Source organism: Agrobacterium deltaense RV3 (assembly GCF_900013505.1).
Classification (GTDB): domain Bacteria; phylum Pseudomonadota; class Alphaproteobacteria; order Rhizobiales; family Rhizobiaceae; genus Agrobacterium; species Agrobacterium leguminum.
Genome location: NZ_LT009746.1, coordinates 904,140 through 927,309 on the forward strand (window position 1 = coordinate 904,140; position 23,170 = coordinate 927,309).

At 60.4% G+C, this 23,170-nt stretch carries 23 protein-coding genes; 7 read left to right on the top strand and 16 right to left on the bottom strand.

The genetic code is table 11. From position 1 onward, the window contains the following. Positions 1 to 6 precede the first annotated feature (6 nt). From AGR7B_RS18505 to AGR7B_RS18530, 6 genes are all read left to right on the top strand, one after another. Positions 7 to 1,116 carry an ABC transporter ATP-binding protein gene (locus tag AGR7B_RS18505; RefSeq protein WP_003519648.1) on the top strand — a complete coding sequence of 370 codons (1,110 nt, stop codon included), beginning with the start codon at positions 7 to 9 and terminating at the stop codon, positions 1,114 to 1,116. Positions 1,117 to 1,135: 19 nt separating this feature from the next. Continuing rightward, positions 1,136 to 1,840: a DUF624 domain-containing protein gene (locus tag AGR7B_RS18510; protein WP_080857541.1), complete on the top strand. Its 705-nt coding sequence runs from the start codon at positions 1,136 to 1,138 to the stop codon at positions 1,838 to 1,840. A 48-nt stretch (positions 1,841 to 1,888) separates the two neighbouring features. Continuing rightward, a complete protein-coding gene (locus AGR7B_RS18515; protein WP_080857542.1) occupies positions 1,889 to 3,169 on the top strand; it encodes an ABC transporter substrate-binding protein in 1,281 nt (426 codons plus the stop codon). 70 nt (positions 3,170 to 3,239) lie between these two features. After that, on the top strand, positions 3,240 to 5,105 hold the full coding sequence (locus AGR7B_RS18520) for a DUF2264 domain-containing protein (protein WP_080858165.1): 1,866 nt from the start codon (positions 3,240 to 3,242) through the stop codon (positions 5,103 to 5,105). A gap of 5 nt (positions 5,106 to 5,110) precedes the next feature. Further along, positions 5,111 to 6,778 (top strand): acyltransferase, encoded by a 1,668-nt coding sequence (locus AGR7B_RS18525; protein ID WP_080857543.1) that lies wholly within the window; start codon positions 5,111 to 5,113, stop codon positions 6,776 to 6,778. A 50-nt stretch (positions 6,779 to 6,828) separates the two neighbouring features. Next, positions 6,829 to 7,974 (top strand): alpha-hydroxy acid oxidase, encoded by a 1,146-nt coding sequence (locus AGR7B_RS18530; RefSeq protein ID WP_003519654.1) that lies wholly within the window; start codon positions 6,829 to 6,831, stop codon positions 7,972 to 7,974. Between the two features lie 39 nt (positions 7,975 to 8,013). Here AGR7B_RS18530 and AGR7B_RS18535 read toward each other — a convergent pair whose 3' ends face one another. Beyond that, complete coding sequence (locus tag AGR7B_RS18535) at positions 8,014 to 8,358, bottom strand: hypothetical protein (RefSeq protein WP_003519655.1); 345 nt, start codon at positions 8,356 to 8,358, stop codon at positions 8,014 to 8,016. A gap of 235 nt (positions 8,359 to 8,593) precedes the next feature. Here AGR7B_RS18535 and AGR7B_RS18540 point away from each other — a divergent pair, with 235 nt between their 5' ends. After that, positions 8,594 to 9,535 carry a bifunctional helix-turn-helix transcriptional regulator/GNAT family N-acetyltransferase gene (locus AGR7B_RS18540; RefSeq protein WP_078052229.1) on the top strand — a complete coding sequence of 314 codons (942 nt, stop codon included), beginning with the start codon at positions 8,594 to 8,596 and terminating at the stop codon, positions 9,533 to 9,535. A gap of 73 nt (positions 9,536 to 9,608) precedes the next feature. On the opposite strand, the gene AGR7B_RS18545 is transcribed toward AGR7B_RS18540, so the two are convergent. The 15 genes from AGR7B_RS18545 to AGR7B_RS18615 all read right to left on the bottom strand — a co-directional run bounded on the left by AGR7B_RS18545 (position 9,609) and on the right by AGR7B_RS18615 (position 22,997). Further along, positions 9,609 to 10,640: an L-idonate 5-dehydrogenase gene (locus AGR7B_RS18545; protein ID WP_080857544.1), complete on the bottom strand. Its 1,032-nt coding sequence runs from the start codon at positions 10,638 to 10,640 to the stop codon at positions 9,609 to 9,611. Between the two features lie 65 nt (positions 10,641 to 10,705). Continuing rightward, a complete protein-coding gene (locus AGR7B_RS18550) occupies positions 10,706 to 11,380 on the bottom strand; it encodes a 4-carboxy-4-hydroxy-2-oxoadipate aldolase/oxaloacetate decarboxylase (protein ID WP_080857545.1) in 675 nt (224 codons plus the stop codon). A gap of 90 nt (positions 11,381 to 11,470) precedes the next feature. After that, entirely contained in the window at positions 11,471 to 12,307 is an 837-nt protein-coding gene (locus tag AGR7B_RS18555) for an ABC transporter substrate-binding protein (protein ID WP_065656613.1), read from the bottom strand. 32 nt (positions 12,308 to 12,339) lie between these two features. Beyond that, positions 12,340 to 13,107, bottom strand: coding sequence for an amino acid ABC transporter ATP-binding protein (locus tag AGR7B_RS18560; protein WP_080857546.1), 768 nt, complete (start codon positions 13,105 to 13,107; stop codon positions 12,340 to 12,342). Next, complete coding sequence (locus AGR7B_RS18565) at positions 13,104 to 13,865, bottom strand: amino acid ABC transporter permease (RefSeq protein ID WP_065656615.1); 762 nt, start codon at positions 13,863 to 13,865, stop codon at positions 13,104 to 13,106. The genes AGR7B_RS18560 and AGR7B_RS18565 overlap by 4 nt, the downstream gene beginning before the upstream one ends. After that, positions 13,862 to 14,569, bottom strand: a complete 708-nt coding sequence (locus AGR7B_RS18570; RefSeq protein WP_003519671.1) for an amino acid ABC transporter permease — start codon at positions 14,567 to 14,569, stop codon at positions 13,862 to 13,864. Before AGR7B_RS18570 ends, AGR7B_RS18565 begins: the two co-directional genes overlap by 4 nt. Next, on the bottom strand, positions 14,566 to 15,366 hold the full coding sequence (locus AGR7B_RS18575; RefSeq protein WP_059757916.1) for an SDR family oxidoreductase: 801 nt from the start codon (positions 15,364 to 15,366) through the stop codon (positions 14,566 to 14,568). Before AGR7B_RS18575 ends, AGR7B_RS18570 begins: the two co-directional genes overlap by 4 nt. A 169-nt stretch (positions 15,367 to 15,535) precedes the next feature. Then, on the bottom strand, positions 15,536 to 16,471 hold the full coding sequence (locus AGR7B_RS18580; protein ID WP_080857547.1) for a 2-hydroxyacid dehydrogenase: 936 nt from the start codon (positions 16,469 to 16,471) through the stop codon (positions 15,536 to 15,538). Between the two features lie 9 nt (positions 16,472 to 16,480). Then, entirely contained in the window at positions 16,481 to 17,236 is a 756-nt protein-coding gene (locus AGR7B_RS18585) for an SDR family oxidoreductase (protein ID WP_080857548.1), read from the bottom strand. Next, positions 17,233 to 18,219, bottom strand: a complete 987-nt coding sequence (gene denD, locus AGR7B_RS18590; protein WP_080857549.1) for a D-erythronate dehydrogenase — start codon at positions 18,217 to 18,219, stop codon at positions 17,233 to 17,235. Before denD ends, AGR7B_RS18585 begins: the two co-directional genes overlap by 4 nt. A 43-nt stretch (positions 18,220 to 18,262) precedes the next feature. After that, positions 18,263 to 19,774: a tripartite tricarboxylate transporter permease gene (locus AGR7B_RS18595; RefSeq protein WP_080857550.1), complete on the bottom strand. Its 1,512-nt coding sequence runs from the start codon at positions 19,772 to 19,774 to the stop codon at positions 18,263 to 18,265. Further along, positions 19,771 to 20,223 carry a tripartite tricarboxylate transporter TctB family protein gene (locus tag AGR7B_RS18600; protein ID WP_080857551.1) on the bottom strand — a complete coding sequence of 151 codons (453 nt, stop codon included), beginning with the start codon at positions 20,221 to 20,223 and terminating at the stop codon, positions 19,771 to 19,773. Before AGR7B_RS18600 ends, AGR7B_RS18595 begins: the two co-directional genes overlap by 4 nt. A gap of 72 nt (positions 20,224 to 20,295) precedes the next feature. After that, positions 20,296 to 20,964 carry a 4-carboxy-4-hydroxy-2-oxoadipate aldolase/oxaloacetate decarboxylase gene (locus AGR7B_RS18605; protein ID WP_003505971.1) on the bottom strand — a complete coding sequence of 223 codons (669 nt, stop codon included), beginning with the start codon at positions 20,962 to 20,964 and terminating at the stop codon, positions 20,296 to 20,298. Positions 20,965 to 21,061: 97 nt separating this feature from the next. Continuing rightward, entirely contained in the window at positions 21,062 to 22,015 is a 954-nt protein-coding gene (locus AGR7B_RS18610) for a tripartite tricarboxylate transporter substrate binding protein (protein ID WP_080857552.1), read from the bottom strand. Positions 22,016 to 22,109: 94 nt separating this feature from the next. Further along, a complete protein-coding gene (locus tag AGR7B_RS18615) occupies positions 22,110 to 22,997 on the bottom strand; it encodes a LysR family transcriptional regulator (protein WP_065656623.1) in 888 nt (295 codons plus the stop codon). Positions 22,998 to 23,170: the final 173 nt, after the last annotated feature.

The window sequence follows — 23,170 nt, forward strand, 5'->3', positions numbered from 1 at the left end:
GAACAGATGGCTAGCATTTCCCTGAAAAAACTCAACAAGACCTTCGGCGCGCTCAAGGTCGTTCACGATATCGATCTGGATATTGCCGACAAGGAATTCATCATTCTGGTCGGCCCTTCCGGATGCGGCAAATCCACGACGCTCAGGATGATCGCCGGGCTGGAGGAAATCTCCGGCGGCGAGTTGCGCATCGGCGAGGACGTGATGAACGATGTCCCCTCGAAGGATCGCGACATCGCCATGGTGTTCCAGAACTATGCGCTTTACCCGCATATGACGGTCTACAAGAACATGGCCTTCGGTCTGGAACTCAGAAAGGCGCCGCGCGATCTCATCGACACCAAGGTCAAGGATGCGGCGAAAATTCTCGACATCACCCATCTCTTGAACCGCAAGCCGAAAGCGCTCTCCGGCGGCCAGCGCCAGCGTGTCGCGCTCGGCCGGGCCATGGTGCGCAATCCGGAAGTCTTCCTGCTCGATGAGCCACTTTCCAATCTCGACGCCAAGCTGCGCGGCACCATGCGTTCGGAAATCTCCAAGCTCCACAAGCGGCTGGACGCCACCTTCATTTACGTTACCCACGATCAGGTGGAAGCCATGACCATGGCGGACCGCATCGTGGTGATGAAGGACGGACATATCCAGCAGGTGGATACGCCGCAAAACCTTTACGACCGGCCGATCAACATGTTCGTTGCGGGTTTCATCGGCGCGCCGCAGATGAACATGCTGCCAGTCACGCTGCGCCGCGACGGCGACCGCTTCACCGCCCTGTTCGACGGCAATCCGCTGCCTCTGCCGGCAGGCATCGATACCGCACGCCTGCTCCCCCACGAAGGAAAGGACATCGTTCTCGGCATCCGGCCGGAAAACTTCCACGAATTCGCCCCGGCGGATATCGATGCCGCCAATGTCGCACCCTTCCGGGCGACGGTGGAACTGGCGGAGCCGATGGGATCGGAAGTGCATCTCAACCTTGTCTCCGGCGGCAGAAACCTCGTCGCACGCGTCTCGCCGCGTTTCAGGGCGAAGATCGGCGATCCCGTCGAACTGGTGGCCGATCTGACGAATGCGCAGCTTTTCGATCCCGCCACCGAGCGATCGATCCTTTATTGAGGCGATGGGGAGAAACGCGATGCAATGGCTGGAAGGGTTATGGACGAAGGAAGGGGCCGGGATCGACAAGAACGCCCCGCCGCTGACCGGCCTTGCCCTTTTCCTCGATATCATCAAGCGCGAATGGTGGGAGATGGTGAAGCTCAACCTCCTCTTCATCATCGCCAGCCTGCCGGTGGTGACGATGCCGGCGGCGATGCTGGCCATGGCCCGCATCTCTGTTTCCTTCGCAAATGACGAGAATACCTATCTGCTGCGCGACTTTCTCGAGGCCTTGCGGAAATTCGCCCTGCGCGGCACCGCGCTTGTGGTTTTAAGCGCGCTGCTGGTGAGCGCCGGTGCTTATGCGACCGTCAGCTATGCCAGTGCCGCCCGGCTTCAGCTCGTCTATAGCCTGCCTTTTGCGATCAGCCTGGCGGTCACGCTGTTTCTCATCCTCCTCAGCGCCTATGCCAGTGTTGTTCTGGCCAAGCGGGACCCGCCGCTTGGGGAAACCCTGCGGCAGGCGGCGTTTCTGGCGCTCACCAGGCCACTGCCAATGCTTGCGGCGCTCGGCTTCGTCGCAGCGCTCTGGCTCGCGCATATCCTCTTTTATCCGGTGTCGGTGTTCATGCCGGCCACCATCAATTTTTCGCTCGGCATGTTCGCCCTCTGTTTCGCAGCGAGAAACGCCGCCGCAAAAACACGCGCGCGGATGCTCGAACCGACGGGGAGCGGCACTTAAAGCAGACCAGAATCAAAACGACATCAGTCAGGGAAGGAGAAACGGGCTATGGAGTTTAAGACAACCAGACGTGCATTCGCTCTCGCAACCGCCGGTCTCGGCATTGCCATGAGCATGGGAGGACCGGCGTTCGCTGCGGGCGATGCGCCCGTTACGCTGAAATGGGCGCTGTGGGATCTGGACAAGGGCGCATATTTCAGGCCCTTGATGGAGGCCTACAAGCAGAAGCATCCGAATGTGACGTTCGAGGTGGTCGACCTCGGCTCACAGGATTATACGCAGATGATATCCACGCAGCTCACCGGCGGCTCCAAGGATATCGATGTCGTCACCATCAAGGATGTGCCCGGCTACGCCAATCTGGTGCGCGCCGGCAACATCACCGATCTCAGCGGCTTCATCAAGGACCAGAAGATCGAGACGGCCCCCTATGGCGGCCTGATCGAGGAGCTGACCATTGACGGCAAGATTTACGCCCTGCCGTTCCGCTCGGATTTCTGGGTGGTCTATTACAACAAGGATATTTTCGACAAGGCGGGCGTGCCTTACCCCACCAATGACATGAGCTGGGCGCAGTTCGATGAGATCGCCGGCAAGCTGAAGGGCGGCATGGGCGCAAACCGCACCTATGGCGCGCTGCTGCACACCTGGCGTTCGACGGTGCAGCTCCCCGGTATTCAGGATGGCAAGCACACGCTTGTGGACGGTAATTATGAATTCCTGAAACCCTGGTATGAGCGTGCGCTTGCCCTGCAGAAGAGCGGCGCGATACCGTCCTATGCCTCGCTGAAAACATCGAACACCCATTATTCCGCTCTGTTTTTCAACGGAACGATCGGCATGCTGCCCATGGGCACATGGTTTGTCGGCACTCAGATCGCCAAGGTGAAATCCGGCGAGTCGAAAAGCGTCAATTGGGGCATCGTGAAGTTCCCCCATCCGGATGGTGTGGCGGCAGGCGCGACGGCCGCGCAGATTGCCGGATTGTCGGTCAATGCCAATTCCGGCCACAAGGAAGCGGCGCTTGACTTCATCCACTTCGTTACCGGACCTGAAGGTGCGGCGATCATCGCCTCTACCGGCACTTTCCCTGCACTCAGAACCGATGATGTGGCCGAGAAGATCGCAGCGCTGCCGGGCTTCCCGCAGGACCAGAACAGCAAGGACGCGCTGCAGGCCGGCAAGGCCTATCTGGAAATGGCGGTCAACCCGAATGCGGCGAAGATCGAAGTCGTTCTTAACCGCGTGCATGACGCGCTGATGACCGACAATATCTCCATTGATGACGGCATCAAGGACATGAATGACGGCGTCAAGGCCATCAAATAATTGCCACAGGGCCGCGGGCGATGAGCCTGCGGCCCTTTCCTTTGATCATGAATTCCGGACATCCGTCACCGTGCCTCACGAGACCGCCACAGCCAATCCGCTCTTTCACAATCCGCTTCTCGGCAGGGACGATCTCGCAAAGGCGGTGATCGATCTCTTCAACCCGCTGCTTGCCTGTTTTTCACCGGGCGGCTCGCGCGTCCGGCTTGGAGCAACGGGGGCGATTTTCGATTTTCCTGCGGCGGAGCTGGAGGGTTTTGCCCGGCCATTATGGGGCATCGTTCCGCTCGCCGCCGGCGGTTATGATTTTCCCCATTGGGATCTCTACAGGCGTGGACTGGCCAACGGCGCCAACCCCGCCCATCCCGAATATTGGGGCGATACGGCTGATCGGCACCAGCGGCTGGTCGAACTGGCGGCGATAGGATTTGCGCTTGCCATGGTTCCCGAACATATCTGGGAGCCGCTTGCCGAAACGGACAGGCAGGCTGTCGCCGCCTATCTTCTGTCCGCCCGCGAGCGGGAATTCGTCGACAATAACTGGAAATTCTTCCGCGTTCTGATCGATCTCGGGCTGGAGCGGGTCGGCTTGGAATTCGACCGGACCAAGACCCAAACCTATCTCGATGAACTCGAGGCTTTCGATATCGGCAATGGCTGGTATCGCGACGGGCCGGTGCGCCGGGTCGACCATTATATTCCCTTCGCAATGCATTTTTACGGCCTGATCTATACGGTGCTGGCGAAAGGCGACGACACGCGAAAGACACGCTTGCTCGAACGCTCCCGCATTTTCGCGCGTGACATACGCCACTGGTTCGGGCCCGACGGGACCTCGCTCGCCTTCGGGCGCAGCCAGACCTACCGTTTTGCGGCGGGCGGTTTCTGGGGCGCTCTTGCCTTTTCCGGTCTGGAAGCGTTGCCGTGGCCGGAGATCAAGGGCTATTACATGCGCCATATCCGCTGGTGGTCGAAGCGGCCTATCGCGGACCGCGACGGCGTCCTGTCGGTCGGATACGCCTATCCAAACCTTCTGATGAGCGAGAGCTACAATTCTCCCTGCTCGCCCTATTGGGCGCTCAAATTTTTCCTGCCGCTGGCGCTGCCCGCCGATCACCCGTTCTGGGCCGCTGAAGAAGCCGAACCGCAGGACTTTACCCAACCGGTTCCCTTGGCGGAGCCCGGCATGGTGGCCTTTCATACGCCGGGCAATATCGTGGTCCTATCCTCCGGGCAGCAGCACGACAGAATGCGCGGCGCGCAGGAAAAATATTCGAAATTCGTCTATTCCACCCGTTATGCCTTCAATGTCGAGGCGGATGACCGGCATTTCGCCGCTGCGAGTTTCGACGGCATGCTCGGCCTTTCCGACGACGGCGTGCACTTCCGCACCCGCGAGACGATGGAAGAGGCGTTGATCGCCAAAGACTGCCTCTATTCCCGCTGGCGGCCATGGGCGGATGTCGAGATCGAGACCTGGCTCGTGCCGCAAAACCCCTGGCACATAAGGCTGCACCGCATCCGCACACCGCGCCCGCTGCAAACATCAGAAGGCGGATTTGCCATAGAACGCGCCGATTTCAACCGCGACCGCACCGAGGCGAGTGAAGGTCGCGCCGTCTGTTACGGACAGACTGACACCAGCATCATCGTCGATCTTTCGAGAGATATAAGGCGCGAAGGCGTGTGCCATCAGGCAATCGCCAATACCAACCTCATTCACGCCAGAACCCTTGTTCCGCAATTACGCGGCACCATCGCCTCCGGCGAAACGCTGCTGGTGACGGCGGCCCTGGCACTGCCGGCCGGCAAAGAGGCAGAGGCCGCATTGGCTGCCCTCCCCGAAAGTCCCGATCTCCCGAGGTTGGAAGAGATATTCAAGCGAGCGGGGCGGCGCATTCCCGCCCATGCTCTCGATGAAAACCGCGCAGGCTGACGGAGATGACAGACGACACACCGGGTGTTCCCCAGAGACCGGATCGGCTGAACATCCTGACCTGGGAGCGGAAGCAGGAGGATATCGACAGCCCCGACCATCAGGCGCGGCTGCGTGGCCTCGAGCGCTCTGCAAACGCCGTTTTCGGGCAGGGCGTCTACATTGCCGCCAGGGCGGAGGTGCATACGGACAGGCTGTTGATGGGTGCGCAGTCGTGGATCGCCGGCTACGCAATCGTGCGCGGCGATATCGAACTCGGCGAAAATGTCTCGATCAACCCCTATGCCTGTCTTTCCGGTAAGGTCACAATCGGCAATGCTGTGCGCATCGCCTCACATGTCAGCATCGTCGGCTTCAACCATGGCTTCGACGACATTGAAACTCCGATCTATCGCCAACCGCTGACCTCACTCGGGATAGAGATCGGTGACGACGTCTGGATCGGCGCCAATGCGGTTGTGCTGGATGGCGTGAAGATAGGGCGCGGCGCAATTATTGCCGCAGGCGCGGTGGTGGCGAAGGACATTCCCGCCATGGCCATTGCGGGTGGCGTTCCCGCCCGGGTTCTGCGATATCGCGGAGAAAAAGCGGCCGCGCCGAAGCTGATGGAGCCCGATGGCCTGCTGCAAGAACTCGGTAAGGAGATTGCCGACGACTGGCTTGCAGCCATCCGCTCCTATGGCGAGGATGGCATCTATCGTTCCGCCGATGCATCCGGACGTGAGGTCGAAAGCCTCAGGCATCTGTGCGATGCCATCGAGATCGCGGCAGCCTTCGGACAGGAAAAGATCGCTTTCGATGCCGGAAAAACCGTGGCCACTCTTCAGGCCCTGCAGGATCAGGAAACGGGGCTGTTTCTTAACCGTCACCACCGCCCCTCGACGCCTCTCGAGAAGGACCCTGCCGTCCTCTATAATATTCTGGCTGTCGGATATGCGCTTGAATGTTTCGGTGCTGCGCCAAAACAGCCGATCGCTTTTGTGGAGCGTCTGCGCGCCGACGAACTCATCCTCCTGCTGGAAGAGTTGCCGTGGCAAAGCCGTGCATGGCATTGCGGCGCCACCATAGACGCCATTGCCACCGCGCTTTATTTCAACAGGCGCTATTTCACATCCGGCGACAACCTCACCGTTCTCTTCGGCTGGCTGGCGATGAATGTGGATAAAACCACCGGGCTTTGGGGTGAGCCGACTGCCGCACAGGGCCTGCTGCAACCGGTCAACGGCTTTTACCGGCTTACCCGCGGCTCTTACGCACAGTTCGGCCTGCCCCTTCCCCATCCGGAAGCAGCAATTGACTCCGTTATCGCCAATTATCGTGCCTATGGCGGTTTCCATGGCGAGGGTTTTAATGCCTGCAACCTGCTCGATACGATCCATCCGCTTCTTCTGTGCCTGAAACAGACGGATCACCGGCAGGACGAGGCGAAGGAAATCGCCCGCGAAATTCTGCGCCAAAATGAGGGACGCTGGCAAAGAAACAGGGGATTTGCCTTCGCCGAGGGACATCCGGCCGGGCTGCAGGGCACGGAAATGTGGATGTCGGTTCTCTGGCTTTCAGCGAAGCTTCTCGATGCGGAACATCTCCTGCCGTTTCAACCTCGCGGCATCCATCGCTTCGAGCCTGCGGAAATCGTCCGTGGCCTGATTGCCCGCTCTAAATCTCCGGTATAGGTTTCCGACACTCTTTTGAAAGCTTTCAAACCGGACCGGTCGAGTAAAAGATGCAACTCAAAGACTGCTATAATTTCCACGATTTTCGCCGCATGGCCAAACAGCGTCTGCCCGGACCGATCTTCAATTATATAGACGGCGCCGCCGATGACGAGGTGACGTATCGGCGAAACACGGCCGCCTTTGAAAAATGCGATCTCGTTCCCGATGTGCTGCGGGGCGTAGCGGATGTGGATATGTCGGTCACCGTCATGGGGCAGAAGCTTTCCATGCCGGTCTATTGTTCGCCGACGGCGCTGCAACGCCTCTTCCACCATCAGGGGGAACGGGCGGTTGCGGCAGCGGCGGGGAAATACGGCACGATGTTCGGCGTCTCCTCGCTCGGCACCACGAGCCTTGAAGAAGCGCGCCGGATCAGCGGCGGCCCGCAGGTCTATCAGTTCTATTTCCATAAGGACCGCGGCCTCAACCGCGATATGATGGCGCGCGCCAAGAGCGCCGGCGTCGAGACGATGATGCTGACGGTGGACAGTATTACCGGCGGCAACCGCGAGCGCGACAAGCGCACCGGTTTTGCCATTCCGTTCAAGCTCAATCTTTCCGGCATCGCGCAATTCGCCATCAAGCCGGCCTGGGGCATCAATTACCTGACGCATGAGCGCTTCAGCCTGCCGCAGCTCGACGACCACATTAAAATGGACGGCGGCGCTCTTTCCATCAGCCGCTATTTCACCGACATGCTCGACCCTTCGATGAACTGGGACGACGTGGCACAGATGGTGCGCGAATGGGGCGGGCCGTTCTGCCTTAAAGGCATCATGTCGGTGGACGACGCCAGACGCGCCGTGGAGATCGGCTGCAGCGGCATTGTGCTTTCCAATCACGGCGGCCGCCAACTCGATGGCTCCCGCAGCGCCTTCGATCAGCTGGCCGAGATCGTCGATGCGGTCGGCGACCGGATCGACGTGATGATGGATGGCGGCGTACAGCGCGGCACCCATGTTCTGAAAGCACTGTCTCTCGGCGCAAAAGCGGTGGGGCTCGGCCGCTATTATCTTTTCCCCCTGGCTGCTGCCGGGCAACCGGGCGTCGAACGGGCACTTGAGCTGATGCGTATCGAAATAGAGCGCGGCATGAAGCTGATGGGCTGCACCTCCGTCGATCAACTCACACGCCGGAACCTTCGGTTCCGTTGAACAGGCAGGACGTTAGAGGAGAACTGGGGCGGAGCGCGATCACAACCGACTACTGAAACCGCATGCCGTTTCAGTCGCGTTTCGTCGCTGTTCCTGAAGCGCCATGCCGATATTCCACACGAGCGCCAGGCAAACAAGTCCGCAAAAACAGGCTGAAATCAGCGAGCGATGGCGTTTGGCTCCGGAGAGAAACATCCAGCCGATAATTGCGTAGGCCGCAAGCGCCGGCACCGCGGCAATCAGAACGGATATGGGGCCATCGCAATCGACGGCCTCGACGCCGATGGCGCGATATTCATTCGGGGTTGCCACCAGGCCGAGGACGGCCACCGGAAACATGGCCGCTAAAACTGCGTAACGGAAAAATCGAGGCGTGTCGGGCATGCCTGCTCCATAGCCGGATAATCAACTGCCGCAAACCGCGCAGGTAAGGTCCCGCCGCGCGATCTCAGCGAATATCCATCTTGCCGATAATATCGGTTTAGCCGCCATTGTCGGCGACCGGAAGAGCAGATTGCCCGCTTTTGCTGAGAAAGCCAGCCTTTTACGTCAGGAGCAATCTTGGCAAGTCAGGCGGAATATGATTATGGTTGCATGATGCAACCATAATGGATTGAACGTGCCCCAACAGCCATTCCCCATAAACGACATCCGTTCCACCTCCCGCCGGCTCGTCCGCGAACTCGGCTTCATGGGGGGAGACTTTGCCGGCACCGATCTGCCGCCCTCCGCCGTGCATGCCCTGATCGAGATTGAGGCGCGCCCCGACATCACGGCGCGGGATTTGGGAAAACTTCTGCGGCTTGAAAAATCGAGTGTCAGCCGCATGCTGCGCAAGCTCGTCCTGTCGGGCGATGTTCGCGAAGAAACGGATGAAGGAGACAGCCGCATCAAGCGGCTGCGTCTTACGGGTCAGGGACAAGAACAGGTGAGCGCCATTCATGGCTTCGCGAACCGGCAGGTCTCCGGCGCCCTGACGCAGCTTACATGGGCGGATGCCGACACGATCCTCCAGGGACTTCGTCTTTACGCCGACGCGCTGGGGGATAGGACCGATACCGTTGCTCCCTCCATGGAGATCCTGGAGGGATACAGGCCGGGCATCATTGCCCGGATCACGCAGATGCATGCGCTCTATTACGCCCGGACATCCGGCTTCGGCCAACGCTTCGAATCCGTCGTGGCCGAAGGCCTTGCCGCTTTTTGCAACCGGCTCGAAAGCCCGAAGAATGCGATCTGGGTCGCAATGCGCGGACAGGAGATCATTGGCTCCGTCGCTATCGATGGCGAAGATCTTGGAGCGGATATTGCGCATCTGCGCTGGTTCATCGTTGATGACGGCGTGCGCGGTGGCGGTGTCGGACGCAGGCTGCTGGAAACCGCACTGGCCTTCGTCGATGAAAAAGGCTTTGCCGAAACCCATCTGTGGACATTCAACGGCCTCCTGGCCGCACGGCACCTTTACCAAGCCCATGGTTTCGCATGCGTCGAGGAACATCCGGGCAGCCAGTGGGGAAGCGAGGTTCTGGAACAGCGCTTTGTCCGGTCACGGCCCGAATGATCTTTCAACCGCGCACAAACGGCCGCAATCGGAATCGTCCTGCGGCCGTTTCGAAATCAGGTACCGGCACCCGTTAAAAGGCGAGTTGAACCTTCATCGACCTGCTTCGGTCGCCGGCGGCTTCGAATGCTGCAACTGCCTCCTCCAACGGGAAGGTTCCGGTCAAAAGGGGCTTGAGGTCGACACGGCGCTGGTTGATGAAATCGACGGCAAGCCCGAACTCCTCATGGAACCGGAAGGTGCCCTTCATCTCGATTTCCTTGGCGACCACCATATTCTGCGGAATGGACACATCGCCGCCAAGACCGAGCTGAACCACCGTGGAACGCGGTTTCAGCGCTTCAAGACCAGAACGGACGGCTCTCTCATTGCCGGACGCCTCGAATTGCACATCGAAATAACCCTTGTTTGCCGAATAGGCGGAGAGCGCATCCGGGTCATCGGCGACATTGATGACACGGTCGGCGCCGATGGCGAGCGCCTTTTGCAGAACCGCATCCATGACATCAGTCGCGACGATTTCCCGGGCGCCATGGGCGCGCGCGGCAATGATCGCCAACGCACCGATCGGCCCGCAGCCGGTGACCAGAACGCGTTTGTCGGTTAAGGCACCGGCGCGGTTGACCCCATGCAGCGTTACCGCGAAAGGTTCGGCCATGGCCGCTTCATGAATGGAGACGCCATCCCGCACCTTGTGGCACTGATACGCCTCGGCGACGAGACGCTGACGAAACGCGCCCTGAATATGCGGCATGGGCATGGCGGAGCCATAAAAGCGCATGTTCAGGCACTGGTTCTGCTGACCCTTCAGGCAGAAATCGCAATGGTTGCAGGGCCGGCTCGGCGATACGGCAACACGGTCGCCAACGGCGAGACCGGAGACACCCTCTCCCAAAGCCTTGATGGTGCCGGCGACCTCATGGCCGAGGATCATCGGCTCCCGCACGCGCACGGTGCCGAAGCCGCCATGATTGTAATAATGCAGGTCGGAGCCGCAGATGCCACCCGCTTCGATGGCGACCTCGACCTGCCCCGGACCGGGCTGCTCGGTCTCCCGTTCCTCGATCCGCAGATCCTTCGCCGCGTGGATGACAACCGCTTTCATAGTCTCTCCTCCCGTAAGGCTCACACGGCGGCAGTCGCCGCCGTTGCCCATTGTCCAGACTTGTCTCAGATATCGACCACGAGGCCCTTGGCTTTCAGAACCGGCTCGAGCTTGCTGACCTCGATCACCGACTTGCCCCGCTTGTAGGCTTCGATGTAGCCCGCCTCGGCATCTTCGCGGGCCTGCGAAAGCTTGGCCGCTTCGTGTGCCTCCTCGCGCCTGACGACCACAAGGCCATCGGCGTCGCCGACGATGATATCGCCCGGATTGATGATCTCGCCGCCGACGATCACCTGATCGTTGACCGCCGCAATGGTCTCCTTGACCGTACCCTTGATGCAGACGCTGAGCGAGAAGACCGGAAAGCCGAGGTCCCGCAGCTGCAGCGTGTCGCGCACGCCGGTATCCGTCACCAGACCACCGATGCCTTTTGCGAGGCAGGCATTGGCGAGCACGTCACCGAAGGAGCCGGCTTCTTCATATTCGCCGGCGGAAACGACGATGATGTCACCCGGCTTGGCATAGTTGATGGCAAGCTGCAGCATGATGTTGTCGCGCGGCGCGCATTTTACCGTGAAGGCCGGGCCGCAGAGCTTCATGCGATAATCGACCGGCTTCAGCCGCGAGGACAATGCACCGCGGCGTCCCTGCGCCTCATGGATCGTGGCGGGAGAGAATTTGGCAAGGGCGTCGACATCCGCCTTGGCCGGACGCTGCGCGATATCTTTAATGTGGATCATGAAAACCTCCCACGTTGAAGCTGTCGGCGAGAGCGTCTCGCCGACCGATAGTGTTGAAGAGTTGGAAATTGGCCGAGGCTGAGCCGACGCTCAGGGGATCGGGTCGAACTTCAGTTCGGACAGAGGCACGACCTTGTCGGTCCGCGTCATCTTGTATTCGGTGTTCGGGCCAAGCCACTTGTCCCAGATGCGGTTGATTTCGCCATCCGCATCGAGCTTGCGCAGGATTTCGTTGATCTTCGCAGTCAGCGCCGGGTTGTCCTTGGCCATGCCGATGCCGATGGGCTGGAAGAGCATCGGCTCTTCGATCATGCGCATCTGCTTGCCCTTGGTCTTGGATTCGTTGACGAACTTCGTCATCGTCATGGTGTTGCCGACGATGCCGCGCGCCTTGCCCTGCTGCACGGCGAGATAGGCGGATGCCGTATCCTGGAACGTCAGCGGCTCGGACTTGTTGAGCTTGACGGAGAGTTCCGATGTCGAGCCCTTGCTGGATGCGATCCGCTGGCCGACGAAATCGGACTTCTTGGTGCCGGGGTCATCGACCGGAACGATCAGCATTTCCTTCGCCAAGTAATATGGGTCGCTGAACTGGATCTGTTCGGCGCGGCTCTGGGTGTAAGCGAGGTTGGCGACCGAGAGGTCGACGCGGCCGAGCTTGACTTCGGGAACGCGCGCTTCGACCGACACTGGCTTGATCTCGGCCTTGACGCCGAGTTCCTTGGCGATAGCGCCGCACAGATCGACGTCGAAGCCTGCCATTTCGCGCGTCTTCGGGTCCGGTGAGGCGAAAGGCGGCACATCGGCGAATGTCGCGCAACGCAGCGTCTTGTTCGCCATGATCGTGTCGAGCTGGTCGGCCTTGGCCGGCAGAACCGCAGCCGAGGTTGCCAATATGGCGGTAAGAGTAATGCACTTCCAGTTCATTTCAGTTCTCCCTGTTATTATAGAGGTTGGGTCTAGTGTCTCAAATCGGCAAGAAACCGCTGGGCACGCGGATGTTGCGGATTTTTGAAAAACTCGTCCGGTTTTGCCGTTTCGAGAATGCGCCCTGCATCGATGAACCAGATGCGATCGGCCACTTCACGGGCAAAACCCATTTCATGGGTGACGCAGAGCATTGTCATGCCTTCGGCGGCGAGGCTCTTCATGACGGCGAGCACTTCGCCAACCATTTCCGGATCGAGCGCTGAGGTCGGCTCGTCGAACAGCATGACCGGCGGCTCCATGGCGAGCGCCCGCGCGATGGCGACGCGCTGCTGCTGACCGCCGGAAAGCTGGGCGGGATAGGAACTGGCTTTGTCGGCCAAGCCGACGCGGTCGAGAAGCTTCAGCGCCTTGTCATGGGCGACGGCCGGAGAAACGCCCTTCACCCGGACCGGCGACATGGAGACATTCTCCACCACCGACAGATGCGGGAAGAGGTTGAAGCTCTGGAAGACGAAGCCCACCCGGCTGCGCAGTGCATTCAGCTCCTTTGCGCGCATCTGGGCATGGATGTTCCTTCCGTCCAGCATGATCGCACCGCTGCTGATCTCTTCCAGACGGTTGATCGTGCGGATGAGGGTGGACTTGCCGGAGCCCGACGGCCCGCAGATGACCACGACCTCGCCACGGGTGACGTTTTCGTTGACATCCTTGAGCACCTGATAATCGCCATAGCTTTTGCAGACCTGCGAAAGCGTGATGGTGTAGGCGTCCTGAGTGGCGGAAACTGGCGCGGTCATAGCTGCTCCGTAGCGATATTGGCGGGGGCCGGTGCCGTGTCTGCGGCAAGCTTGCCGCGCGGGCCGGCCCGGCGGCGGGCGATGCGCCGCTCGAGAAGGTTGGCGACATGGGTGAGCGACCAGCAGATGATGTAATAGACCAGCGCCAGAATGAGGAAGACCTGGAAGGGCTGGGTCAGAAGCTGATTGTTCACCTGGTTCGCCGCAAAGGTCAGGTCCGGCACATTGATGACGTAACCGAGCGTCGTATCCTTGATGGTGGATACGAAGGTCGAGATCAGGCTCGGGATCATGTTGTAGAGCGCCTGCGGCAGGATGACATAGCGCATCGCGCCGAAATAACCGTGGCCGAGCGCCCGTGCCGCATCCATCTGCCCCGTGCCCAGCGATACGATGCCGGCACGGACGACTTCGCTCATGAAAGCGCCCTGATAGATGACGAGCGTGGCCAGCATCGTCACGAAGCTCGGCACGTCTGCCCCGGTCCAGAGCGGAACGAGAAAATAGCTCCAGAGAATGAGCATCAGCAGCGGCACGCCACGGGTGAAATAAACCACCGCGGTCACCGGCCAGCGCAGTGCCCGCCATTTCGACAGCCGCGCCAGCGCCATCAGGATGCTGACGGGGAAGGCAAGCGCAATGCTAAGCGCCGACAGGATGAGCGTGTTGGCAAGGCCGCCGAGCGGACCGTTGGGATATTGGCCGATCAGGAGCAGCAGCCAGTAATCCTGGATGATTGCGATCATGTCGTGGATCATGCCCGCGCCCTCCGCAGAGGATCGGCACGCATGGAGATATAGGCTCCGAGACCCATGATCAGCAGCGAGAAGAACAGATAAAGCACGGTGGCGACCAGATAGACCTCAAACGTCCGGAAACTCAGATTTTCGACTTCCTTAACCGCATGGGTGAGTTCCGGTGCGCCGATCAGAACGCCGAGACTGCTGTTCTTGAAAAGCGAGGTACTGTGGTTGATAAGCGGCGGCAGCGCGTTGCGAACGCCCTGCGGCATGATGACGAACCGCATGGCCGAGACATAGCTATGCCCGAGTGCACGTGCGGCCTCCATCTGGCCGGGATTGATGGAGCGAACGCCCGAACGCAGATCCTCGCTGAAATAGGCGGCCTGACAGAGACCGAGGCCGATAATGGCGAAGATCGCTTCCGCATTATGGCTGGAAAGCCAGCTGGCCAGCCCGCTCGGCAGCAGCGTGAAGACGCCGAAATACCAGAGCATCAGCTGCACGAGCGTCGGCACATTGCGGTGATAGGACACATAGGCCGCCACCAGCGGATCGCCGAAGCGGAAGGGCGAGAGGCGGATGGCGAGAAGCACGATGGCGAGCGACATGGCGAGCAGCCACGAGCCGGCATAGATGATGAACGTCATCTGGATGCCATGCAAAAGCATCGAGACGTAGTCCGCATTGTTCAAAATTGCGCCGAGGTCAAAACCGCTCACGCGACTTTTCCTCCGGCTCCGCCCGCCGCGACCTTTTCAGCCGGCCGATTTTCAACCGTTTGGGGCTTGGCCGTCTGCAGCCCGCCCATGACCTGAAGCGTCGGGGTAATTTCCATGTGGCCGATATTCATGGCCACGGGTGCGGCGATGGCAAACGCAATCGCATCGGCGATATCGGATGCCTGCGGCAATTCGAAACCATCGATGAAACGTTCGCGAATGCTCGGATCATCGCCATGCACATGGTTGAAAATATCGGTCGCGACGCGGCCGGGGCAGATTTCCGTCACCCGCACGCGTTTACCGAAAGCATCGATGCGCAGCTGGTTGGACAGCATCGCCACGCCGGCCTTGCTGGCATGATAGGTGGAATTGCCGCCGAAATTATAATTGCCGGCAATGGAGGAGATGTTGATGACATGGCCGCGATCGCGCGCCACCATGCCCGGCACCACCATGCGGCACAGATGCAGCACGGCGCGCAGGTTGACGTCGATCAGGAGATCGATATCGCTCTCATCCGCTTCCAGAAACTTCTTCGGGCGGTCGACGCCGGCATTGTTCACGAGGACATCGAACGCAACTTCGCTCGTCAGCTTTGCAAGCGCCGGCCGGTCCGTCACATCGATGGCATGGGCAAAGCAGCCCGTGCGCTTCGCCAGCTTGTTGAGAGCGTCCGCGCTTCTGGCAACCGCATGCACTTCCAGCCCTTCGCGGCAAAGGCGCTCAACGACGGCGGCGCCAATTCCGGAAGATGCGCCGGTTACGAGTGCGGTCTTGTAGTCTGAGAATGGCATGTTTGTCCCCTATCGTTGAGCAAACATTAGTGAAGCTTTCATCGCTTGCCTAAGACCGATTTTTTTTGGAGTAATAAGCAACTTGTATGGATGGCGATTGCACCACTTTAAGCGATGCGGCAATCCGGCCGGCGGGGCATATGTTCCCCGTGCCGGCCACAGGTACATTCTAGACCACCGCCGTCGGCAGGTCCTGTCCTGCGAAATGCGCATCCAGATTGGCGAGAACCAGAGCGCCCATCTGAAGCCGCGTCTCATGGGTCGCAGCGCCGATATGCGGAGCGAGAACGACATTGCGCATGCCGATCAAGGCCTCGGGAACATGCGGCTCGTTCTCGAAAACATCGAGCGCCGCCCCCTTCAGCCCACCTGCCACAAGAATATCGACCAGCGCCTTTTCATCCACCAGCGATCCTCTGGCGACGTTGACAAGCACGCCATCCGGCCCCAGCGCCGCCAGCACCTCGCGGTTGATCGCGTGCCTAGTCTCCGGCGTCGCCGCCGCCGCGACGATCAGGACATTGCAGGCGCTTGCGAGCGACACTGCCGTTGAATGATAATCATAGGCCACGTCCTGTTTCCGCCGGCTGAAATAGGAAATCTCCGCGTCGAAGGCTTCCAGCCGCGCCGCGATGGCGCGGCCTATGCGGCCAAGCCCGTAAATCCCGTAACGCCGCCGCGAGGCCTTGTTGCCAAGCGGCATCTCGGCTTTTTTCCACTCCCCCGAGCGGACATGGTGATCCGCGCTGACGAGCTGGCGCAGCAGCATGATGGAAAGGCCAATGGCGAGATCGGCGACATCCTCGGTCAGCACGTCCGGCGTGTTCGTCACCCTGAAGCCGCGCACGCGGGCCTGATCGAGGTCGACCTTATCGAAACCGACACCGTTAATGGCGACGATTTCGAGAGCGGGCAGGCAGGCGGCGAGATCAGGGGCAAGGCCGATATGACCGCCGGTGACGACAGCCCTTATCGAAGCCGCCTCCGCCTGCAGAAACGCCTGTTTGTCGGATATTTCGTGCCAGCGATGGACCCGGAAGCGCTTTTGCAGTTCGGCTTCTATCTGTGGCTGAAGCGGATAGGTTTGCAGAAGATCGGGCTTCATGCGCGCTCCTTAGCCACGACCGACGAAAGGCATGCCGCTCGCCATCACCGTCATGGTGAGTACATTCGCCTCGAGCGGCAGCGAGGCCATATGCACCACGGCTTCGGCGACGATGCTGGCATCGATGGTCGGTTCGACGGCGGTGCTGCCATCCGCCTGCAACACACCGGTTGCCATGGCGCGCGTCATTTCCGTGCTGGCATTGCCGATATCGATCTGCCCGCAGGCGATGTTGAATGCCCGGCCATCCAGCGCGGCCGACTTGGTAAGGCCGGTGATCGCGTGTTTGGTCGCGGTATAGGGCGCCGAACGCGGCCGCGGCGTGGTGGCCGAAATCGAGCCATTATTGATGATGCGCCCGCCCTGCGGCGATTGCGCCTTCATCTGGCGAAATGCCGCCTGGGTGCAGAGAAAGGCGCCCGTGAGATTGGCCCCGACCACCGCGTTCCAGGTTTCGAACGGCACATCTTCGATATGGACAGCCGGCGCCGACATGCCGGCATTGTTGACCAGAAGGTCGAGGCGGCCAAAACGGCCGGTGACCTCCGCAAACAGCCGTCCGACATCGGCCGGAACGGAAATATCGGCCGCGGCGGTCAGAATACGGTCTCCATATTCGCGCCATTCGCCAACGGCGGCATCCAGAACCTCACGCCGCCGCCCGGTGATCGCGACGCTGTAACCATCTTCCAGAAGCGCCTCGGCAATCGCCTTGCCAACTCCTGTTCCTCCGCCCGTAACGAGCGCGATCTTTCCATTACTCATGCTGCTTTCCCCTCCAGCTCATCTTCCACATGCGCCTGAATGATCTCGGCAAAGGACGTTTCCGCCCTGAAGCCAAGCGACAGCGCCAGTTGCGGATCGTAATCCTCGGCCCAGCCGTCGACGATCCGGATGATACGCTCGTCGGGAACACGCTTGATAAGCGCCACGGCCTTTTCCCCGGCAAAGGCGCGCAGGGCCTCGATTTCATCGGCCACCGTCGCCGAAAGTCCCGGCATGATGAGATTGCGGCGAACGCCGAGCCCGGAGAGATCGACGCTCGCGGCGCGCAGCAGGAAGGCGACGGCCGAGCGCGGGCTGGCGAACCAGTGGCGCACGGTATCGGCAACGGGCAACACCGCTTCCTGGCCCACCAGCGGTTCGCGCAGAATATTGGAGAAGAAGCCGGAGGCAGCCGCATTCGGCTTGCCGGGGCGGATACAGATGGTGGGCAGGCGGATGCTGACGCCATCGAAGAAACCGCGACGGCTATAATCCGCAAGCAACAGCTCCACGATCGCCTTCTGCGTGCCATAGCTGGTCAACGGCGCCGGCAGGAACTCGTCGCCAATTACCTTGGGGAAAGGCGACCCGAAAACCGCGAGCGACGAGCAGAAGACCACACGCGGGCGGTAGCCATCCTTCTGATGCTCCAGACGAATGGCTTCGAACAGCGAACGTCCGCCATCGAGATTGATGCGATAGCCCTTCTCGAAATCGGCCTCCGCCTCGCCCGAAACCACGGCGGCGAGGTTGAAGATCACATCCGGTCGCTTGGCAATCAGCTTTTCGGCGACGCCGGCATTCGACAGATCGCTGCGCTCGATGGTCAGCTTGCCGCCAAAGCCCTTCGGCGCGGTCGGCTCGAAAACATCCGTCAGCGTCATTTCGGTGATATTCGCACCGCCAAGCTCTCCGTCAGAAGCGAGACGTTGCGTCAATTTGCGGCCGATCATTCCGGCGGCGCCGATTATCAGAATATGCATTGTTTCACCTTTGTTTGGCCGGCCGTGCCGGCTCGATTGATCGTCAGTCGTCATCACCCTGGAACACCACCTCGCGACGGCGCATGATCGCCGGCATCGCCATCATGATGACGACCATGCCGGACAATGCGAGCAGGGTGGCGCTGATCGGATGGGTGACGAATGTCGAGAAACTTCCCTGCGAAATCAGCAGCCCAAGGCGCATGTTCTGCTCCAGAAGCGGACCGAGAACGAAGCCCAGCACCAGCGGTGCTGGCTCGCAGCCGATCTTGCGCAGGAAGAAGCCGACAATGCCGAAAACCGCGCAGAACAGAACGTCGACGACGCTGTAGGAAAGCCCGTAAGCCCCGATGGCGCAGAACATCAAAATGGCGGGGCACAAGAAGCGGTAGGGAATGCCGAGAAGGCGAACCCAGATGCCGATGAGCGGCAGGTTCAGCACCAGGAGCAGAAGATTGCCCACCCACATGCTGGCGATAAGCCCCCAGAAGAGATCGGGCCGCGACTGCATGACTTCAGGTCCCGGTGTAATGCCCTGTATCATCATCGCCCCGACCATCAGCGCCATCAGGCCGTTGGCGGGAATACCGAGCGTCAGAAGCGGGATGAAGGAGGTCTGCGCGCCGGCATTGTTGGCGCTTTCCGGCCCCGCCAGCCCTTCGATTGCGCCCTTGCCGAAACGGGATGGATCCTTGGCGATCTTGCGCTCCAGCGCGTAGCTCGCGAACGAACTCATAATCGCACCACCGCCGGGCAGCACGCCGAGGAAAGAGCCGAGCGCCGTGCCGCGCAGCACGGCCGGAAAGGCCTGTTTAAAATCCTGCCGGGTCGGCATCAGCGATCCGGTTTTTACCGTGTCCGCATCGCGCTCCACGCCCTGCTGCAGGTTGAAGAGGATTTCGCTGACGCCGAGAAGCCCGATGGCAAGAACGACGAAATCGATACCGTCGAACAGTTCCGCCATGCCGAAGGTGAAACGCTGCTCGCCCGATGTCGGATCGATGCCGACGAGGCTGAGTGCAATGCCGAAGGCGACCATGCCGACCGCCTTGACCGGCGATCCGCTCGACAGGAACACGGCAAACAGCAGCCCGAAGATCACCAGACTGAAATAATCGGCCGGGCCGAAGGCAAGCGCAATGGCCGAAAGCGGCTTTGCGACAACGACGATCAGAACGGTCGCTACCGTGCCGGCGAAAAACGACCCGAGCGCCGCCGTGGCCAGCGCCACACCCGCCCTGCCCTGCCGGGCCATGGCATATCCATCGATGCAGGTGACGACGGATGAGGATTCACCCGGCAGATTGACGAGGATCGCCGTGGTCGAGCCGCCATACTGCGCGCCATAAAAAATGCCTGCGAGCATGATCAGCGCCGCCGTATCCGGCATCGTATAAGTGATGGGCAGAAGCAGCGCGACGGTGGCGGAAGGGCCGATGCCCGGCAGGATACCGATCATCGTGCCGAGCGTGACGCCAAGCAGGCAGTAAAAAAGGTTTACCGGCGTGACGGCCACGCCAAAACCGAGAACGATATTGGAAAGAAGATCGGTCATGGCAGCAACGGTATCCTCTGTCCGAGGCCCACAACGAAAATGAGGATGCAGGCGAGGATGAGCACGGCGGAAAGCAGCAGAACCTCAACCGGCCGGATCCTACCATAAGCGATGCAGGCGAGCACGATCAGCACGAAGGCAGCGGCGATAAAGCCCAATGGCTCGATCAGCAGCGCAAAACCGGCAATACCGGCCACCGCCAGAAACGGACGCGTTTTCGGCGCCACCCAGGCTTCGGACGGTGTCTTTCCCAGCAAATCCTGCAAAAGCAGAACGATACCCAGCGCGAACAGCAAGGCTGCGATGACCGTTGGCATATAGCCGGGCCCGGGCTGGAAATTGGTGCCCATGCTCAGCGGCCGCGCGCCATAATAAAGCCCGGCGGCGGCCGCCAGAAAGAAGGCCCCCGACAGAATATTCGCCGTCAGTTTCGAGCCGTGTCCGGCCATGATTATCTCCCCTCCTCATCGAGGAATACGCCATGCCTCCCGACACGGCGTATCCAACGTTTAATCACTGGCTCAATCGGCCCAGACACATCCCTTCGAGCGCATCATGTCGTAACGATCCTCGATATCCATCTTGCCCTGCCGGTGCAGTTCCATCATGTGGTTCTCGTGGTCGTCGCGTTCCTGGCAAGCCTTGACGAGCTTTGCGATATCCTTCTCGCGAACGACGACGACGCCGTCATCATCGCCGCAGACGATATCGCCGGGGCTGATCAGTTCACCGCCGACCACGACCGGATGGTTGATGGTGCCGAGCGTGTCCTTGGAGGTGCCCTTCATGCAAAGCCCGAGCGAAAACACCGGGAAACCGATCTCACGCAGCCCCTTGCCATCGCGCACGGCGGCGCTGACCACGAAACCGACAATGCCCTTGCCGATGCAAGCGGCAGCCAGCACATCGCCGAAGCCGCCCTGATTGGGATTGTCACCGCCATCGATGACCAGCACATCGCCGGGCTTTGCCAGATTGATAGCTTCGAAAATCATCAGATTATCGCCGATATGGCATTTCGCGGTGATTGCCGGGCCGCAGATTTTCAGGCCGGGCTTGATCGGCTTGATGCGATAATCGAGAGCACCGAGCTTGCCCTGCGCCTCGTGAATGGTGGCAGGGCTGAATTTGCTGATCGCTTCGATATCGGCTCTGGAAGGGCGCTGGAAATTGCGGATGACATGGGCCATTGGCCGGATTCCTTTCAACAGTGGGTCATAGCCGGGCCGCAGGCTGGCCCAGGCGTCATTTTGGTTAAGGGTGAGAGAAGCGGTCGGTGCCGGCCGCTTATTTTGTCCAGGGCTTGCTTTTCCAGAGCTCGGCCAGATTGGCGTTGCCCTTCTTGAGCGCCTCGGCAAATTCGGCCTGTGTCAGCGGCAGCATCGTCAGCTCGCGCTTTTTGGCATCGGCAAGATAACCCGGATCCTTCAGCGCCTTCTGGAAGGCATCGACCAACTTTGCCTCCACATCCGCCGGCAAGCCCTTCGGTGCGCCGAAGCCCGCCAGCAGGCTGAACTGAACATTGTAGCCGGCTTCCCTGAAGGTCGGCACATCAGGCGAAAGCGGCGAACGCTCGGCACCGGAGGTCGCAAGCACACGCAGCGCGCCCGAGCGATTGTCGGCAAATACCTCGTTGAGGTTCATGAACCCGAGTGTGACGTGGTTGCCGAGCATCGCAAGCCGTGCCGGCCCACCGCCATTGAAGGGCACAAAATTGAGCTTCACGCCCGCCGCCTCTTCGAACAGCAGCGCAGTGATCTGGCTCGGATGACCGATGCCGGTCACGCCGACGACGACCGGGTTCGCCTTGGCCGCTTCGACGAATTCCCTGGCGGTCTTGATCGGCGACACCTTGTTGACGGTCAGCGCCAGATCGCCGCCGATCTGGTTTGCGAGCGGCGTGAAGGCGTCCTCCTTGTAGCTGGCGTTGCCCTGCACGATCGGCGAATACATGGATGGGAAATTCAGCGCTCCGATGGTGTAACCGTCAGGCTTCGCATTGGCGATATAGGTCGCGCCGATCAACCCGCCGGCACCTTCGCGGTTTTCCACCACGACCGGTGTGCCGAGATATTTTTCGAGATAGGGCACCAGCGCCCGCGACTGGATATCGGTGCCGCCGCCGGCCGGATAACCGATGACGAGCGTTACCGGCCGCTCCGGATATTCCGCCGCCGCCCCTCCCGCAGCCAGCATTCCCGCCGCCGCCAGCATGCCAAACAGAGATGTCTTCAAACGCATATCTTTTCCTCCCCGATACGCTTTCATCGGGGAGGCTAGGAAGAAGCCATCAACAATACAAATACCGAGTTTTCAATTTACCCATACAGATCGTTTATGGGTTGAATGCCGGTTCACGTCTTGCGACAGCCCGCAAAAGGTCGCGGAACAGCCTGAACGTTCGCTCATCCACTTCCCTGCCCTTTAACAGATGTATGGAGCGATAAATGACGGGCTGGGTGATATGGGCGGCCTGAAGCTGACCGGCCTCCTGCTCCTGCTGCACCGAATTCCATGACAGGATCGTCGCACCGATGCCGGCGCTGACGGCGCGTTTGATCGTATCCTGCCCGTCGATCTCCATGGTCACGTTCAGTGTTATTCCGGCGCGGGCGGCGGCCTCGTCGATCGATATGCGCAGTGGATTGTCTTTCGGCGGCAGGATCAGGTTGAGCCCTGCTGCAGCCTCAAGCGGTATCGACCGGCCGATAGGCCTTGAGGAAACGGCAAACAGGCTCTCCTTGACGATAAGATCGTCGGCCTTGTCCTCCGCACCCACCAGCGCAACGGCCATATCCACCTTGCCGAGACGAATAAGGCGCAGGGATTCGTCATTGCGCGCCTCTATCAGCCGCAGCGAAACCTTGGGCATCGAAGCGGCAACTTCGCTGATGATGCTCGGCGCAAAGGCGGTCGCCCAGGAGGGGATGAGGCTCAGCCGGATCACCCTCTCATCCAGATAGGCCATGGCCCGGATTTCCGCTTCCGCCTGCCGAACCTTCTCGGTAATCTCCCGCGCATGGGAAAGCAGGACTTCACCCTTTTCCGTCGCCTTCACACCGCGCGCCAGCCGGTGCAGCACTGGAAAACCAACCAGCCGTTCCAGTTCCGTAATGTGATGGCTGAGCGCCGGCTGGGCTATCCCCAATTGCCGCGCCGCCGCCGACATGGAGCCGCAATCGGCAATCGCGACCAGATATCGCAGCCTGCGCAAATCCAACATGCCCGCTTAACCTCCCGCCGGTTAGAAATGCGATCATGACACCAAATCACCGCGGGGGCCTAGGGGAAAAGCGTCGTCCGGTGGTCCTGCCGGTCTTCAAGAGAGTAATGGGGTAAGACAAGATTCTTATGACAGCCGGCTAAGGCTTTTCTCAATGTCTTGCCCATGACACG

Bases quoted from the DNA above. Each gene is read 5' to 3' on its own strand.
- AGR7B_RS18580 (WP_080857547.1), bottom strand. From the start codon at position 16,471: ATGAAGCCCGATCTTCTGCAAACCTATCCGCTTCAGCCACAGATAGAA.
- AGR7B_RS18575 (WP_059757916.1), bottom strand. From the start codon at position 15,366: ATGCCATTCTCAGACTACAAGACCGCACTCGTAACCGGCGCATCTTCC.
- AGR7B_RS18525 (WP_080857543.1), top strand. From the start codon at position 5,111: ATGACAGACGACACACCGGGTGTTCCCCAGAGACCGGATCGGCTGAAC.
- AGR7B_RS18505 (WP_003519648.1), top strand. From the start codon at position 7: ATGGCTAGCATTTCCCTGAAAAAACTCAACAAGACCTTCGGCGCGCTC.
- AGR7B_RS18610 (WP_080857552.1), bottom strand. From the start codon at position 22,015: ATGCGTTTGAAGACATCTCTGTTTGGCATGCTGGCGGCGGCGGGAATG.
- AGR7B_RS18565 (WP_065656615.1), bottom strand. From the start codon at position 13,865: ATGATCCACGACATGATCGCAATCATCCAGGATTACTGGCTGCTGCTC.
- AGR7B_RS18605 (WP_003505971.1), bottom strand. From the start codon at position 20,964: ATGGCCCATGTCATCCGCAATTTCCAGCGCCCTTCCAGAGCCGATATC.
- AGR7B_RS18545 (WP_080857544.1), bottom strand. From the start codon at position 10,640: ATGAAAGCGGTTGTCATCCACGCGGCGAAGGATCTGCGGATCGAGGAA.
- AGR7B_RS18535 (WP_003519655.1), bottom strand. From the start codon at position 8,358: ATGCCCGACACGCCTCGATTTTTCCGTTACGCAGTTTTAGCGGCCATG.
- AGR7B_RS18515 (WP_080857542.1), top strand. From the start codon at position 1,889: ATGGAGTTTAAGACAACCAGACGTGCATTCGCTCTCGCAACCGCCGGT.
- AGR7B_RS18550 (WP_080857545.1), bottom strand. From the start codon at position 11,380: ATGATCCACATTAAAGATATCGCGCAGCGTCCGGCCAAGGCGGATGTC.
- AGR7B_RS18510 (WP_080857541.1), top strand. From the start codon at position 1,136: ATGCAATGGCTGGAAGGGTTATGGACGAAGGAAGGGGCCGGGATCGAC.
- AGR7B_RS18600 (WP_080857551.1), bottom strand. From the start codon at position 20,223: ATGGCCGGACACGGCTCGAAACTGACGGCGAATATTCTGTCGGGGGCC.
- AGR7B_RS18585 (WP_080857548.1), bottom strand. From the start codon at position 17,236: ATGAGTAATGGAAAGATCGCGCTCGTTACGGGCGGAGGAACAGGAGTT.
- AGR7B_RS18555 (WP_065656613.1), bottom strand. From the start codon at position 12,307: ATGAACTGGAAGTGCATTACTCTTACCGCCATATTGGCAACCTCGGCT.
- AGR7B_RS18560 (WP_080857546.1), bottom strand. From the start codon at position 13,107: ATGACCGCGCCAGTTTCCGCCACTCAGGACGCCTACACCATCACGCTT.
- AGR7B_RS18615 (WP_065656623.1), bottom strand. From the start codon at position 22,997: ATGTTGGATTTGCGCAGGCTGCGATATCTGGTCGCGATTGCCGATTGC.
- AGR7B_RS18530 (WP_003519654.1), top strand. From the start codon at position 6,829: ATGCAACTCAAAGACTGCTATAATTTCCACGATTTTCGCCGCATGGCC.
- AGR7B_RS18595 (WP_080857550.1), bottom strand. From the start codon at position 19,774: ATGACCGATCTTCTTTCCAATATCGTTCTCGGTTTTGGCGTGGCCGTC.
- denD (WP_080857549.1), bottom strand. From the start codon at position 18,219: ATGCATATTCTGATAATCGGCGCCGCCGGAATGATCGGCCGCAAATTG.